The sequence below is a fragment of the Flammeovirga agarivorans genome (assembly GCF_012641475.1).
GTDB lineage: Bacteria > Bacteroidota > Bacteroidia > Cytophagales > Flammeovirgaceae > Flammeovirga > Flammeovirga agarivorans.
This window is the reverse complement of sequence record NZ_JABAIL010000006.1, coordinates 254,414-271,336: the sequence shown is the minus strand read 5'-3', so window position 1 is coordinate 271,336 and position 16,923 is coordinate 254,414. Positions and strand designations below refer to the sequence as shown.

Genomic DNA, 16,923 nt, shown 5'->3' with positions numbered 1-16,923 from the left:
CGAGATAGCTATGTTGTTTTCCGTAAATACTTATAACAACATGATTTCAGTCTAATTCCATTTGAAATAAGATGAATTTTAGTGCAAAATGTTAGGGCTCATTTTTAATTGAAATGTCTTATTTTGATTAGAAAATTGAGGTATTAACGTAAAACAACATCTCATTGATAGACAAAAAAACATAGACCAACACATCTCATTATCTTTATAGCACAAATAAACTTTTGTAATGTTCGCTTATTCAACAACACAATGCTATGGGCTAATCTCTTAAAAAAAGAGTACGTCAATAGCACTTCTAAATGAAATGAAAATTTTATTACTAGTATAACATGAGAAAAAGTTTCCAATTTTTACTATTACTTATCATTTTTTCGGCATGCTCTTCCATCAATAAGAAAAATGAAGTAGAAAGAAAACCAAATGTGTTGTTTATCTCTATAGATGATCTAAGACCAGAACTTGGCTGTTATGATTCTTCTATAGCTATTACCCCTCACTTAGACGAACTATCGAGTCAGGGTTTACAGTTTAATAATGCTTATTGTCAACAAGCCATTTGTAGTCCTTCAAGAGCAAGTTTAATGACAGGCGCAAGACCTGAAACAATTAATGTGATTGAAAACTACACTTACTTTAGAGATGAAAATCCTGATATTATCACTTTACCTCAACACTTTAGAGCCAATGGTTATGAAACCATGAACTGTGGTAAGGTATATCATGGTAAGTACAAGGATCAAGAGAAGTCTTGGTCAAAACAACCAAATAAAAAACTGTTAGGTTACAAGTTTGGTAAAAACTTGGTAGGTGGATATGTCTTAAAAGAAAATCAAGAAACTTTTAAGAAGAATAAAGCTGCCATGATCGAAAAATATGGTAAAGAAGCAAAATATGGTTTGGGTATGGGACCTGCTTTTGAATGTGCAGATGTACCGGACAATACATATATCGATGGGATGAACGCAGACCTAGCTATTGCAAATATTAAAGCAATGGTTGCTGAAAACCCAGATAAACCCTTCTTCATGGGGTTAGGGTTTATATCCCCTCACTTAAACTTTATTGCACCAAAAAAATACTGGGATCTATATGACAGAGAAGAGATACAATTAAGTACTCAAACTTCAGCTCCTGAAAACGGAGCAGCAATGGGATTACATGCTTCTTTTGAATTAAGAACTAGAGCAAATATTCCAAACAAAGGAAAAATTGATGATCGTTTGGCTACTGATCTTATCCATTCTTATTTAGCAACTTCTAGTTATGTTGATGCCCAAATCGGGAAAGTCATTCATGCTTTGAAGAAAGAAGGACTTCTAGAAAACACAATCATTATGGTATGGTCTGACCATGGATATCATTTAGGTGAGATGGGTATTTGGGGTAAGGCAACGAACTACGAAATTGCGACTAGAGTTCCTTTGATCGTATGGACACCTGATCAGGCCAAACAAAGCAGAGGTGTACAATCTAATGCTTTAGTAGAATTGGTTGATATGTTCCCTACTCTTTGTGATTTAGCAGGTATTGAGAAACCTTCGCATCTTGAAGGACAATCTTTTGCTCCTCTGCTAGAAGAGCCTAATCAAACATGGAAATCTGCAGTATTTAGCCAGTACCCTACTCCGGCATTAAGAGAATGGGCTGCAAACCCGTTATCAAAAGGTATGAGAGAAACATATTTCGGTCCTCTTATTGAAGAAGTAGAAGACAATATCAGAGAACAAATGAAGGAGAAATGGGATCGAGAATTATTCGAAAATGACATCATGGGATATGCAATGAGAAACAAGGACTTTAGATTGGTGGTATGGAAAAATAGAAAAGCACCTAATGAAGCTCCGTTGTTTATCGAATTATATGATCATAAAAATGATCCTCATGAAACTAAAAATATCGCTTCAACATCTCCAGGATTAGTGGCCAAACTCATGGCACAAATGGAATTGGGTTGGAAAGGAAATCAAGCTGTTTTAACACAATAACTAACAATAAAATATTCCAAGTAGTAATAATTTTTTTTCGAAATCACAGGTGTTCTTCATCTGTGATTTTTTCCATCAACTAATCTTAAACTCTAATTAAGTAACTGAAATGAAAAGAAGAAATTTCTTGAAATCAGGGGTGAAGGGATCTATCGCCTCTGGATTATTATTATCCTCAAATTCTATTAGTGCCAAGGATAAAAAATCAAAGGATAATATTATTAATGATGGTTCCAGAGACAATTGGAAACAACTTAGTGATGGCAAACGAGGAAAGCCTGAACGTTTTAAAGAAGTAAACTACAAAGTAGTCGTTGTTGGAGGAGGACTCGCAGGAATATGTGCTGCAGTCGCTTCAGCTAGAGAGGGCGTTGAAACATTACTTGTTCAAGATCGGTCTGTATTAGGAGGTAATGCCTCTAGTGAAATTCGAGTCTTGGTCAATGGTGTGAATCACTTAAAACCAGATTGGATACCAGAAAGAGAAACTGGAATTATTGAAGAGATTTTACTTCATAATAGATTTAATAATCCTCAAGAATCTTTTTCTGTATGGGATCATGTATTATATGATTTTGTGATCAGAGAACCCCACCTCGAACTATTACTAAATACTCAAGCAGTCAATGTTGAAATGACGGGTAGTAGTATCAAGAAAGCCATTTGTTGGCAAAATAGTACAGAAACAGAATATCATATTTCTGCTCAACAGTTTGTCGATTGTTCAGGTGATGGGTTACTAGCAGCAAGTGCTGGTGCAGAATATAGAACAGGACGAGAAGCTGGAAGTGAGTTCAATGAGAAGTATGCCCCAGAAGAAGCTGATGGTTGGCAAATGGGTGCCAGTTTATTGATAGCAGGGAAAGACATGGGAAAACCAACAGCCTATTCTCCTCCTTCTTTCGCCATCCCATTTGACCTGAAAAAATCTAACCCTCGCAGAAAAGTGCGTTCTTTTAATGAGGGCTATTGGTGGGTAGAAGTAGGATCTAAGCATGATATTATCGCCGAACAAGATGAAATACAACACAAACTGATGGGGTATGTACATGGTGTTTGGGACTATATAAAAAACTCAGGGGATTTTGAAGGAACTGAAAATTATGCTTTAGAATGGATTGGCTCTGTTCCGGGAAGAAGAGAATCTCGAAGATTTATGGGAGACCATATTTTATCAGAAAGAGACCTTGTTGATCATCAACATTTTGATGATGCTGTAGCCTATGGAGGATGGTCGCTGGACGAGCACAACCCAGGTGGTATTGAAAACTTGGATGAGCCTCCTAGCTATTTCCATTATCATTTTAAGAAAGTTTACCAGATCCCATTTAGAAGTTTATATTCAAGAAATATTGATAATCTTCTATTTAGTGGACGTAATATTAGTCAGACTCATATTGCATTGTCTTCGACTAGAGTTATGGCAACTTGTGCTTTGATGGGACAAGCTACGGGAACAGCCGCTGCCTTGTGTGTTCAGCATAAGAAAAACCCAAGAGGCATTTATCAGAAACATATGGTTGAGCTTCAGGAAAAGCTAATGTTGAATGATGCCTTTATTCCAGATCATCCTGCTATGGATAAAGATGATTTGGCCAAAGAAGTGAAACAATGGTCGGCTTCCTCAACACAATCCGGTGACGTTAATCTATTAAATGATGGATGGTCTAGAGATTTTAAAGGAGTTCTACATCATTGGTCTACTGACCAGATCCCTGCTTCTGTGCAAATGGAATGGGAAAAGCCTGTGGCATTATCTTCTATCGTTCTAAAGTGTGACACTAATGTTCAGATGAATATTATGATGAGGAATAATTACAATAACAGAAAGATCTTTACAGATACTGTTCCACCTGAACTTCTTAAAGACTTAAATCTTGAAGCAAGAATTAACGGTAAATGGGTTACTATAGGCACTATTACCGATAATAAAACAAGGCGTATAAAGTTTAATTTTGATACGATTAAAACTACATCTCTCCGAGTAAATATCAATGAAACATATGGTAGTTCTATCGCCAAACTCTTTGAAGTTAGAGCTTACGAAAAGTCAGTAATCAGTTAGTCACATATTTTCTAATTTCACTAAAAAGGTTGTTAAGGGATGAAATTCAAATTATGGATTCATTCTTTAACAACCTTTTCATTTCAATGCCATTTTATTTGCAATACAAAAAAGGGATTCGATATAAAATACCGAATCCCTCAAAGAATTAATTATAATTATGGTCTTTTATGTTAGTTCAGAACTTCCTCAACTGTTCCTGCTACACTCTCATTGAAAGTAAATTCAACTGGAGTTTCATTAGCTACAGTATCTGGAGTGCCGTATTCTATACCAACAATATTTCCTTCAGCATCTTCTAAGTACCTTTCAAATGGATATACAATCACTGTGTCTGCAGAGGCCACTACATCCATCGTACCTAAATTTTGATTTCCGTCTTCCGTTTCTGTCACTGCTAATTGAATGTTGTAAGTCATTAAATCTACATTCTGCATAACAATACTATCCATATCTTCATTAACCTGATAGATAGGGTCTTCAAAGTCTGCAATTGAATATGAAACTGTTGACTGGTCACCTACTGCATCACCTCCTAAAGTATATGAAAACTCATTGAATTCATGTTTTACTGGTGAAGTGATATTTACATAACGAATCTTGAATGATTTCTCCGTATAAATATTAATATATTCTGTTTGCAGTGCTGGTGAAAAAGCCGTTTGACTACTTATTTGAATGACTTCAGTAGGTGCAATTTCGCTACCTTTTTCAGGTTCAATATCCTGGCAACCCCAAAATGCAGCAACAGCAAAAAATGCAATTAATTTATTATAAACTTTCATGATCTTTCTAAGTTTTGAGTGAAACAAAAGGGGGCAGAAGATACCCCCTTCTTGTTTTCTATGGTCTAGCTTCGATAGCTACACAACTAAAGTTATCTAAGTAGAATTCTAACGCTCCCGTTGAAGGAACCGGGTTAACTACTTGTAATACTAATTGTCTACGGTTTGCCTGTAGATCAAAGCTTACAATTTGTTTGATGGTTACCCACTGACCTTTTTCTACTGACGATAGATCTGGAGTATACGAACTCTTATCATTATCAGGTAGAGAAGTATCTTGGAAACCTGTAATTAAACCGTTTGTAAAGTCTACACCTTCTGGGATATAGATGTCGAAAGTTAACATATAATCACCTGGAGCATTCTTCATACCATTGTCCCATGTTTTACCCGCATGGATATTATGGATAGAGAATAACGTTGATGCTTGCAATGTACGGTCATCACTTACGTATGACATACTTGCATCTCCGTCTGATGCTAGGTCTGTAGTTCTTGCCCATTTCTTCTTGTCCGTATCCGAACCTCCATCTTGGTACCAACCTTCAGCATGTGCATTACCAAGGTTAGTTAATCCCAATTCTACACTAATCATATCTGGGTTTTCGAACTCATTCGTTGCCGTATTATAAATCACAACACTTTCTTCATCGAAACCTTCCAAGACGTTACCTGTAGCAGAAGTAATTCCTCCATTACCTGAGTAAGCAATTGTAATTTCATCAGAATTGTAAGTGGTTTCACCTACCGTTAACTGAATCATTCTATCGTTGCTTGGATCAATCGCCACATTAGAGATTGTTGATGAAGCATCATAACCATTAGGGTTTGTGATATGTACTGTGAAGTGACTTGCTGCATCTGCTCCAATGTTTGCTACTGATGTTGATGTTTCAAATGAAATTACTTTAGCAGCATCTTGCATAAGCGATGAAGTTTTTAATAAAGCTTCGTTGACCTGAATCATTACAGGGATCTTTACTTCTTCCTCAGCATCTGGAATACCTGTTACACCTGTACGAGTAACTTTGAAAGTACCTGCCTCAAAAGGTGTAGAAACATTTGGATACTGAGCATAAGATGTTTCATCAGTATAAGTTTCTTGATCCGCATTATTTAGCGTCCAAACTCTTCCATTCCCTAAACCTTTTTCTGTATTATCTACAAAAGTAAGTGTCTCATTTAGCTTGATAGTTACTGAAGTCCACTCATCTGTATTTTCAGGAATTTCATCACCCTCGTTGAAAGCAAACACCAAAGTTTCTCCATGATAGATTTCATATTGTGGCACTAAAACTGGTGCTGAAATGTCTAATTTTAAAGGTATAATTTTCTGTACTGTTTGAGATAAAGCCTGAGAAGCACCTTGTCTGATCGATTTCAAGGAACCTGCTCTACCTTGACCTGTTTTCAACGGAATGATATCAAATACTCTGCTTTTGTTAACCGTATCTAAGTAGCTTAATGTCCACTCTGTATCTGTTGGTTTACCTACTGTAGTCGTATCTACAAATGTAAGTGTATCTTCACCTGCAATCAATGGAACTGTAGCCCACTCAGAATCATCTGCACCATCAATCAAGTCTTCTGCTGATACAAATAATACGGTATCTGTATGGTTTTTCAAGACATAAAATGAAGGTTGTACATGATCGTATACTTCAATATTAAATGTAGTATCAATCACCCAAATACCCGGTTGAGAAGCCAAAGGCTGAGCCTCTAACTGTCTTTCTAAACCATTGTGAGTCACTTGTCTATCATAAGTGTTATATAATCTCACTTTATGAACACCTGCTTCGGGGAACAATACATGTACTGTTGCATCTTCAGATTTCAATCCTTTACTTTCATCAATAAATGGAGTAAAATCCAATTCAGTTTTACTAAAATCACCTGTTAAATAATTTGATGATTCTTCAATTGTCCATTCGTGAAATAATACTCCTTGAGATGCATCCATAAATGAGATATAATCATCAATGGAAATCTCTAATGTATCTTTATGTTCTTCACTAATCGCCCAAGAGATTGCTCTTACTTTAGCTTCATCAGGCATTTCGTCTTTTTCCTGGCATGAGGTAAAACCCAAGATGCTCAAGAAAATTAATGAGAATATTTTATATGTATTTTTCATGATTATCTTCGTTTTAGCCTTTTACACCTGGATTCGTCGACAACTCAGAAGTTGGTATCGGATAGAAATCATGCAATGATGGAATGTAGTTCATCAATGCTGACTCACCATCTACAATCTTGTAGTTTGGACGAGCTGTAAATTCCTTTTCCGGAGTAGGATGCGTATCTCCACCAGGGATAATACTAGAATTCCAAAGCGTCTTCTGAGAATAAGTTCTTGCATCTTTGAAGTGAACTACCCAATAATTTTGGCTAGAAATTCTCTGGAAATTTTCTTTGATAATACCCCATCTTCTTAAATCAATCCATCTGATCTGATGACCTTCTACAGAAAGCTCAAGTGGTTTTTCTACATACATAATGTGATCCATTAAATTCGTCGCATTGTATGATAACCCATCAAAAGTTTTACTTCCATCTGTTGATGAACCTAATAATACTAAGCCCCAACGAGATCTCACTTCATTAATCAAATTGATTGCTTGGTTCAGCTGTCCCATTTGAATTTTACACTCAGCAAGGTTTAAATAAGCTTCAGACAATCTATTGATTACTACATTTTTAGCAGAACGTTGGTTACCCATTGGTAAACTTCTTTCGCTGTCTAAAATATCATAGTTACTGAACTGTTTGTAGTAGCCAAATTCTGGAGACCTTGCTCCACCTGCTCTAAATGGGTCCGCTTCAGATACTGAACCAATTTGGTAATAAGGAGTTAAATCATCTTCTGCCAAGGCCATCATAGCTGATGCTCTCATTGAAATATTTCTGGCAAATGAAGATCCTTCTACTTCTACTGTATTTCTAGCATCTGATGGATCTACCTGCTCTGTTTTATAAGCATATGCTACCCAACCTACAGGAATTGATTGTCTGTTTCCACCATAACTTTGAGGTGAGAATACCGCAGCCCATCTGTTTTGACCATTTACCTCATCCCAGTTATTTAAATCTGGACGAACATCATTAGAATATGCAATTTCTAGAATCGATTCAGAATTGAAAGCTCCTGCGGTAGTGAAGATTTTACTCATATCCGTTTCAAGAGCATAACCATATTCTGAATTATAAATTACATCATTATAATAGTAAGCTGCTGAATCATAATTCGCTCCGTCTACAAAATCGAAAAGGTAAGAATTTGCTAAAATCATCGCTGCAGATCCTTTCGTCACTCTCGCACTACCACTTACATCTGTAATTGCTGTGTTATTGTAGTTGGCAGGAAGGTGTTCATAAGCATATTTTAAATCTTCTCTCACAAAATTCAGTACTGAATCTGCTGGAGAAACTGCTTTATACATATTGTTAGCATCTACCCAAGAATCTCTAATAATTACTTCACCATTATTGAATGCTTGGTGTGCATAGAAATGGAATAAACCTCTGAAGAAACGCGCTTGAGCCATTTGTAAACCCCAAAGCTCTTCTTCTTTGTACTCTTCCATCGATTCAAATTGTAAACCATGGATCACTTGGTTGGCTTTAAAAATACCATTGTATAATGCCGCCCACTTCTTATTGATTTCATCACTTGTTTCAGTGTATGTATGTTGATAGTAAGCCAACAACCTACTTGTAGGAGTGGGTCTATCCATACCAGGGTAACCTAAATCAGAGCGACAAGCTTCTTCTCCAAAATTCCACATGTAGTGATTCATCATCGAAGCATATACAGCAGTTAACCCCGCTTCAGAATCATCTAAGTTTTGGTAGAAATCTTTAATCGTTGTTTCGTTCGGGTTGATTTCTGTCAAATAATCTTTAGTACAAGATGTTAGGGCAGAAATACCAACCAATATTATTATACATCTAAAGATGTTTTTTGATACTAAATTCATATTCGTTAGTTGTTTAGAAGTTGATGCGGAAACCTGTTGAATAATAAGCTGTAATTGGATAATTACCTTTATCTAAACCTCTTGAAGAAACTCCATTACCACCAATTTCTGGGTCATAACCTGTATAGTTTGTGAAGGTTAATGGATTTTGTGCTCTTACATAAATTCTGAAAGTATCGATTTTTGCCTTCTTCAATACACTCTTTGGTAAAGTATATCCTAGAGTCACGTTTTTCAGTCTTAAGTAAGAACCATCTTCTAACCAAAGATCCGTATCTCCTCTAAAGTTTGTAGTACCTTGTTTCAAATCACCTCGGTAAGCAGGAATTTCTGAATATGGATTATCTGGAGACCATGTATGAATTTGATCTTGGTGTCTACCCTCTGAGTAAGCCATTAACTTACTACCATTCATAATCTCATGACCTAAAGCAGCATACCAGTTCATCATGAAATCCCAGTTCTTCCATCTTAAGTTTAAGATGAAACCTGTCTCATATTGTGGAAGACCACTACCTGCATAGATTTTATCAGCTTCTGTAATTTGACCATCACCATTTGTATCTTGGATCATTAAGTCACCCATTTTCGCTGAAGGATTTACTTTGTTGTATTGTGCTAACTTTTCTTCCGTATTGATAATACCTTCTGTTTTGTATAAGAAAAATGCACCTGCTTCATAACCTTTCGCAAATACTGTAGCTCTAGATTGGTTTACAGCTCCCCAGATCAAACCTTGATCGGCAGTGTAAACGAAATCTTCTGAGTTCATATTTGTAATCTCATTCTGGTTACTTGAGAAAGTACCTGTAATATTCCAGCTCAGTTTCTTCACTCTACCTTTGTAACCAAGGGCAATTTCATAACCTTTATTGATCATATTACCCACATTCAATGTTACTAGCTTATCGTTGTTGCCACCCGTTGCTGTACCTGCTGATGAAGGCACTTCAATTGGGAATAACATATCCTGTTTCGTTGTATGGTACACATCTGCATTAAATGTTAGACGGTTACCCCAGAATGCCATATCTACACCAATGTTATTTTGGATAGATGTTTCCCATTGTACATCTGGGTTTGCAAATGCTGCTTGCGCCGCACCAGAGTACACCTTACCGTTAAACTCATAATCATAACCTCTACGAATTGTAGGAAGATCTGAGTATGGTCTAAAGCTTTGACCACCTACATTACCATGTGATGCTCTAATTTTGAAGATGTTCATAGTCTCTTTTGCTCCTTCAAAGAAAGCTTCTTCAGAGATGTTCCATGCTACAGATGCAGATGGGAAGAATTTGAACTTATTATTTTCCGAGAACTTCGAGTTACCATTGTAGTTACCACTCACTGATACCAAGTACTTACCTTTGTAATCGTATTGTAATCTACCAATCGTACCAATGATCTTATAGACATAGTTAAACCCTGGAATCACTGAAGTTTCTAAAGTAGCAGAACCAAACCCTGGCTTATTGTTATCAACAATACCTCTACGCAATACAGTATGTCCTTGTCCGTTGTACTCTTCTAATGATCCACCTAATAATGCAGAGAAGTTATGCTCTCCCCATTTCTTTTTGAAGTAGAATCTACCATCCCAACTAAATGCTGAACTTCTTTCGTTTTGTTCTGAGTAGTACGAATTGTTAGGGTCAGAAAATTCTTTTCCTGTATTCTCATTTACAATCTTGAAATAAGGGTTGAAACGAGAACGGTATCTATTCATAACGTTACCACCAGCATTTGTTGTAAATGACAACCAATCTGTAAAGTCATATTGAATACTGATGTTTCCTGAGAAACGGTCTCTGTCTTCAAAATCTTGGAAGTACAACGACTGGTAAAGGAAGTTAGCTTGTACAGCTTCCTGATCTGATGCACCCGCATAAACATCTTTATCTGGGTCTACAGGAGCCATATACGGCTTATATCTAATTGTTTGTGTTAACAAGTTTCCTGAAGGTCTTTGTCTTTCTTCTGTTGAAATCGCAATAGAAGAGTTAATCGTCCATTTTTTCGATTTAAAGCTAGATCCACCTCTAAAGTTTAATCTTTCAAATCCAGAGTTAATCACACTACCTTCTTGGTTGTAGTACCCTCCTGTCAGGTTGTAAGTAAAACCAGAACTTGAACCACCTGTTAGGTTTAAGTTATATTGTTGTGTTGGTGCATAATCCACAAAAACAAGCTCATCTAAGTTGTTATCATTCAAGAAGTTGTTTTTGTTTCTTTGGATAAACATATTGATTTCATCATCAGAAATACCTGGATTTAAAGCTCTTTGCTCAAGGATATCAAAATAGGCTTGTTCTTGTGAGTTCATCACAGGTGTATTTGATGTTATCTTCCTAACACCATAATTACCGTCTAATGATACTTTTAATTTTCCCTTGTTACCTGTCTTCGTTGTAATTAAAATTACACCGTTTGCACCTCTTGTACCATAGACCGCACAAGATGCTAAATCCTTTAAGATATCAATAGATGCAATCTCGTTAGGTGCTAATCGGGGATCTTCATTTTGAGGAATTCCGTCAACAACGTATAACGGTTGGTTCGCCCCTTCTACATTAGACACTGTACTAACACCTCTAATCTGAATAACAGATGCTTCACCTGGTGAACCTGATGCTGATGTGACACTCACACCGGCAACTTGCCCTTGCAACGCATCTCCTATATCAGAGGTAACGAAATTTTCTAAAGATTCTGATTTTACATGTGCTACAGCACCAGAGATCTCTTTTTTCTTTTGTTCACCATAACCAATTTTTACTACTTCATCTAGTAATTCTACATCACTATCTAATGTAATTGTCAATGATGATTCTGAGTTTACTGTGAATGTTTTAGTTTGCATTCCGATAAAAGAGAATACTAAAACATCCCCATTAGTCACTAACATTGAGAATTTACCGTCAAAATCCGATACTGTTCCCTGTTTTGTTCCTTGTACTAAAATGTTAACTCCAGGTAATGGAAGGTTATCTTCTGCTCCTAACACTTTACCTTCAATGATTCTTTCTTGAGCGGTAGCATCATTAGAAAAAATAAGCATTGAGAGTATTGCCATCCAGATGATATACCTGAAGGAGAATAAGTTAGATAAGTAAGCTTTCATGTTACATCTCAATTAATAAAAATCGTTCTAATCAAAGGGACTAAAAAATTAATGTTCTCATTGTAAAAGAACCCCTCGATTCTATTCTATTTCATTTCATCTTGATTAGTGTAATAAATGCATTGATCTTAGTTGGTGAATCTTGTTGTTTTTAATAAAATAACGAGTTGGCCATTTCACCATGCCGATCATATTTGTTTATTTCTAATCTGTTATCTACTCCAAACTCCTTAAATCTTCTTAGTTATTCTCAACAAGAGGCAAGAGTTTGTTTCAATTGATAATCTAAATGTAGATAGAGATAAATTTTTGAAGGTTACTTTAAATCAATAAAATGTTTTTTCGCGTAAAACCAACACGTAAATACCACAAATTGAATTAGTTAACTGATAGCAAATTTCCATACACATGGGATATAATCGTTAGTATATTTTAGTTCAAAAAATTGAAATTTCTGTTTTCTAACTAAAGAAAGAGATTTCAAATATAGGAAAAACATCCATTTATTTACAATTATTAAGACTTTGAAAAGGAATATATTTTGAACTAAATCAGATGAAAGATATCGTTAAGTATAGAAAATAATGAAGGTGTAATTATGTATTCATATATTAATTGTTGACGGTTTGAAAATTGAATAAAAGGTAGATTAAAAAATAATGAATAGAAGTGCTGAAATAAACCTCTAAACTTTTGTGTAAATTTAATGTATTTTTTACATTTATGGTAATTCAAATCTTTTTTATTGAGGGGGATTTTTTCAGAATACAAATTACTATCTACCAACTCAATTTTTTAGTCCAACCAAGACTACAATATTACAGATGAGAAAATTTTACTATTTACTGTCCTTTATTGTTCTAATATTTTTCTTTGTTGATGTAACTGCACAACCAAAAAATATTTCTAACGAAGGCCTAACAAATTATGGTATCAATGATGGAGTTTCACATTATGGTGTTACTGCTTTAATTGAAGATCACAAAGGTTTGATTTGGCTTGGAACATACAATGGTCTCGATCGCTATAATGGTTACGATTTTAAGAATTTTAGAAATAGTGACTACGAAAAAATATTAAGTGACAATAAAATCAGGTCTTTATACCAAGATGAGAAAAACAATATCTGGGTGGGTACTGAAAATGGATTGAATGTTTTTATCTATGATGAACAGAAAATTCAGATTATTCCTACAGCAAATATTGTAAGCAAATCCGATCAGCCTTGTATCATTGCTAAGATTATCCCATTTAAGAATCATATTGTTTGCGTTACCGAATATGAAGGTTTACTTTTTTATAATAAGGATACTTATCAATTGGAAAGAGTACACAGTATTGAGATTAAGGATAAAGTGTTTCAATATGTTTATGATGCCCTTCCGATGGGTGATAATACTATCCTAATTTCCACTGCGAAGGGTCTTATTGCCTACAATAGTGAAAGTGATCATCATGAATATATTCTAGAAGAAAACATTTCTTCTTGTAAAGGTATTGCGAAAGATGCTTCCAATAATATTTATGTAGCAGAGTATAATGGCATAAGCTTTATCAAAGCAAAACAGCATAACGGCTCCTATCAATTCCACTATGTGAAAAAGTTCTTCCCTAATGCTCGTTTTAGAGCATTGGCAATTGATGATAAAGACCAACTTTGGGCCGGAATGCTTTCTAAAGGCATCGCTTTATTCAAAAACCCAAATAGTTTCACTGAAAAAGAAAAATATAGAAGAAACAAATGTGACCGTTACCTAGAAATAGGTAGGGTCAGTGATATTATTTCTGAAAAAGAAAATAATGAAATTTGGATTGCCTCTCTAAGTGATGGCCTTTTCACTTTTGATAAGAATGCCTCTCCTTTTAAATATGCTGACTTAAATACAGTAGAACTTCGAGGAAGGCACTTTAATAATAAAATTCTAGAGGGTTGTGTTTGGGACGATGAACATATCCTTTTAAGTTCTTACTTAAGAGGTTTAGTTTATTACAATACTAAAACAGAAAAACTTGCTCCCCTGCCAGAAGAATTTAAAAACAGTCCTCTCCCAGTTAAATGGACTTCTATTATTAAAGACAATAAAGGAGGAAAATGGATGAGGTTTACCAGAGAAAGAGGACAATGGTATTATCAAAAACCTAACGACAAAAAGAATTGGATAGCAGTTAAGTCAAATGAGATTTCTGAAATGACTTACTCGAAATTCTACCAAATTGAAGTGGATAAATTCGGTTATTATTGGGTAGCTACCAACAATGGTCTATTTCGATTAAAATTAGATGAGAAAGGTAACATTACCACTGGAGAGAAACTTTCTGAAAACCCTAATACACAAATTGCCAATGCAAGCCAGTTTAGAACCATCATGATTGATTCTTTAAACAACTCGGTTTGGGTGGGTACAACTTTAAGTGGTTTGCTGAAATTTCATAATGCTGACGGTGTATGTATTAATGATATGCAGGTCGATCAGTACAAAAATGAAAACAATAAATCTTCATCTTTACCTTCAAACCATGTATCTAATATTGTATTACTTCCTAATGGTTCTGTATGTGTTGGACTTGAAGGAAAGGGACTTTGTATTATAGAAGATGATTCGAAAGATAAATTAAAGTATTCTTGTTACTCTGAAAAAGATGGACTTGATAATAATATCGTTAAGAAAATCGTCTATGATGAGAAAAATAAATTATGGATTACTACCGATAAGGGATTAAATCTTTTTGATCTTGAAACTAAAACATTTAAACAGTTTACAGTAGAAGATGGAATTCATGCTTATGCTTTTGAAAACGTAGGTTTTAAGCAAAACGACCATAAAATTGTTTTTGCAGCAGGTAATGGTATTTGTTTCTTTGATCCAGCGAAGACTGATATCGAAAAGCCTTTACCTCCATTTAGCTTTGGTGACTTAGTTTTACTAAATACTACCATTAACGTAAACGACACCATCAATAACAGGGTAATTTTAGACAAACCTTTAGATCAGAAAAAGAAAATTACGCTTCGTTATGATGAGAATATTTTCTCTATCGAATTATTACTACTGCACTATTCTAACTATCCGAGCAGTTATAAGATTAAATATAGATTACTACCTCAAGATGATGAATGGATTGAAACAACCTCTGAATTCAAGAATATCTCGTTCAATGGTATTGCTCCTGGAAAATATACATTAGAGGCCAAAGCTTCTAACTCAAAAAATAATTGGACTGCACCAATATCATTGAATATTGTGGTGAGACCACCATTCTGGAAAACGCCATTTGCCTACTTCCTATACTTTGTTTTACTGTGTGCCATTGTATTTATCGTCATTCGATTTATGTTGAATCATACGCACTTAAAACATGAATTGGAGTTAGAGCATGTTGAACGTATGAGGGTAGATGAATTGAACAAAACAAAAGAGAGAATCTTTATGAATATCTCTCATGAGTTTAGAACACCAATCACTTTGATTACTGGTCCAATTCAGATGCTATTAAATATGTTCTCTTCTAACAAAGATGCATTTGTACATCTGGATCTTATTCATAGACAATCGAATAAGATGCTTCAATTGGTCAATCAAGTACAAGATTTCCATAAAGCTGAACAGTCCATACTAAAACTGAAATCAGAAAACTTCGATTTTACAGGTTTGGTCATGGACATGAAAAAAGACTTTGATTCTTTAGCACAGAAGCAAGAGAAACATCTTGAAATTGAAGGGGACGCCAATCAGTTATTTATTACTGCTGACCGTTATAAAATTGAGATTGTTTTAAATAACCTTCTCAATAATGCCTTCAAATTTACCAAGAAAGGAGATACTGTTAAGATTCAATATGGTTACGATGAGCAATCACTTTTCTTTAAAGTAATCGATACAGGTATTGGGATCGAAAAGGAAAACTTGCCTTACGTTTTTGATCGTTTTTATCAATCTGAAAATTCAAATACCTATTCTATTGGTTCAGGTATTGGACTTGCCTTCTCTAAGCGATTAGTAGAGATGCACTTCGGTAAAATATCGATTGAAAGTGAAGTTGGCGAAGGCACAACCTTCTCTGTAACGCTTCCAGTAAAAGTGAATGCAAAAGAAATTCTGAATGAAAATAGAATGCAGGATATCTTAAGCAACGAGACAGACGATGAGAAGCAAAAGATCCTGCCTACTACTTTAGAACTTCCGAGTTATTTGATGGATGAAAGTCTTAAAGAACTTAATGTTTTTTATGTGGAAGACAATGAAGAACTCAGGACTTTTGTAAGTGATGTACTATCAGAATATTTCAACGTTACTTGCTTTGAAAATGGTAAGGAATGTCTAAATACTTTAGAGAACGAATGGCCTGATTTGATCATTAGTGATATTCTTATGCCTGAAGTAAATGGCCTAGAATTATGTCAGAAATTAAAGACAGATATTAGAACAAGTCATATTCCGATCATTCTTCTTACCTCTAGATCGTCCATCGATGATCAGGTAAAAGGACTAGAGGTGGGAGCCGACTTTTATATTTCAAAACCTTTTGATATGAAACACTTAGTTGCTTCATCTCAGATGCTATTGAAAAATAGAAAGCAATTAAGAGAACGCTTCCAAATAGATTTCCCTGTAGAAGTTGAAAAGAAAAATACAAATAAAGACGATGCTATATTTATTGAGAAGTTCTACGAACTTATTGAGGAAAATCTTGAAAATGAAGACATTGATATGAACGTATTTGCTAAAGGTTTATACTTAAACCGTACAACCTTCTTCCAAAAGGTAAAAGCAATTACAAACTATACTCCTTATGAGTTATTAAAAGTCTACCGACTTAAAAAGGCGGCAGAATTCTTAGTTCAAGAAAACTTACCGGTCGCAGAAGTTTGCGTAAGAACAGGATTTAAAAACAGAACACACTTTAGTAGAATGTTTAAAGAATACTATGGTGTATCACCAAGTAAGTATAGTAAAAGCTTAGAAGAAAAAGCATAAATAAA

General features: G+C 35.0%; 7 protein-coding genes. 3 read left to right on the top strand and 4 right to left on the bottom strand.

The window, feature by feature from the left end:
• Positions 1-332: 332 nt before the first annotated feature.
• Together HGP29_RS19635 and HGP29_RS19630 are read left to right on the top strand one after the other, a co-directional pair.
• Positions 333-1,988 (top strand): sulfatase, encoded by a 1,656-nt coding sequence (locus tag HGP29_RS19635; RefSeq protein WP_168884130.1) that lies wholly within the window; start codon positions 333-335, stop codon positions 1,986-1,988.
• Between the two features lie 109 nt (positions 1,989-2,097).
• Positions 2,098-4,053, top strand: coding sequence for an FAD-dependent oxidoreductase (locus HGP29_RS19630; protein ID WP_168884129.1), 1,956 nt, complete (start codon positions 2,098-2,100; stop codon positions 4,051-4,053).
• A 173-nt stretch (positions 4,054-4,226) separates the two neighbouring features.
• On the opposite strand, the gene HGP29_RS19625 is transcribed toward HGP29_RS19630, so the two are convergent.
• The 4 genes from HGP29_RS19625 to HGP29_RS19610 are packed head-to-tail and all read right to left on the bottom strand — an operon-like array spanning position 4,227 to position 11,942.
• Entirely contained in the window at positions 4,227-4,838 is a 612-nt protein-coding gene (locus HGP29_RS19625; RefSeq protein WP_168884128.1) for a hypothetical protein, read from the bottom strand.
• A 58-nt stretch (positions 4,839-4,896) separates the two neighbouring features.
• Positions 4,897-6,975, bottom strand: a complete 2,079-nt coding sequence (locus HGP29_RS19620) for a hypothetical protein (RefSeq protein WP_168884127.1) — start codon at positions 6,973-6,975, stop codon at positions 4,897-4,899.
• A gap of 13 nt (positions 6,976-6,988) precedes the next feature.
• The gene (locus HGP29_RS19615) at positions 6,989-8,818 is read right to left on the bottom strand and encodes a RagB/SusD family nutrient uptake outer membrane protein (RefSeq protein WP_168884126.1); all 1,830 of its coding nucleotides are present in this window, start codon (positions 8,816-8,818) and stop codon (positions 6,989-6,991) included.
• A 13-nt stretch (positions 8,819-8,831) separates the two neighbouring features.
• The gene (locus HGP29_RS19610; protein ID WP_168884125.1) at positions 8,832-11,942 is read right to left on the bottom strand and encodes a SusC/RagA family TonB-linked outer membrane protein; all 3,111 of its coding nucleotides are present in this window, start codon (positions 11,940-11,942) and stop codon (positions 8,832-8,834) included.
• A gap of 824 nt (positions 11,943-12,766) precedes the next feature.
• Between HGP29_RS19610 and HGP29_RS19605 the strand changes: the two genes are divergently transcribed.
• A complete protein-coding gene (locus HGP29_RS19605) occupies positions 12,767-16,918 on the top strand; it encodes a hybrid sensor histidine kinase/response regulator transcription factor (protein WP_168884124.1) in 4,152 nt (1,383 codons plus the stop codon).
• The last annotated feature ends 5 nt before the right edge of the window (positions 16,919-16,923 follow it).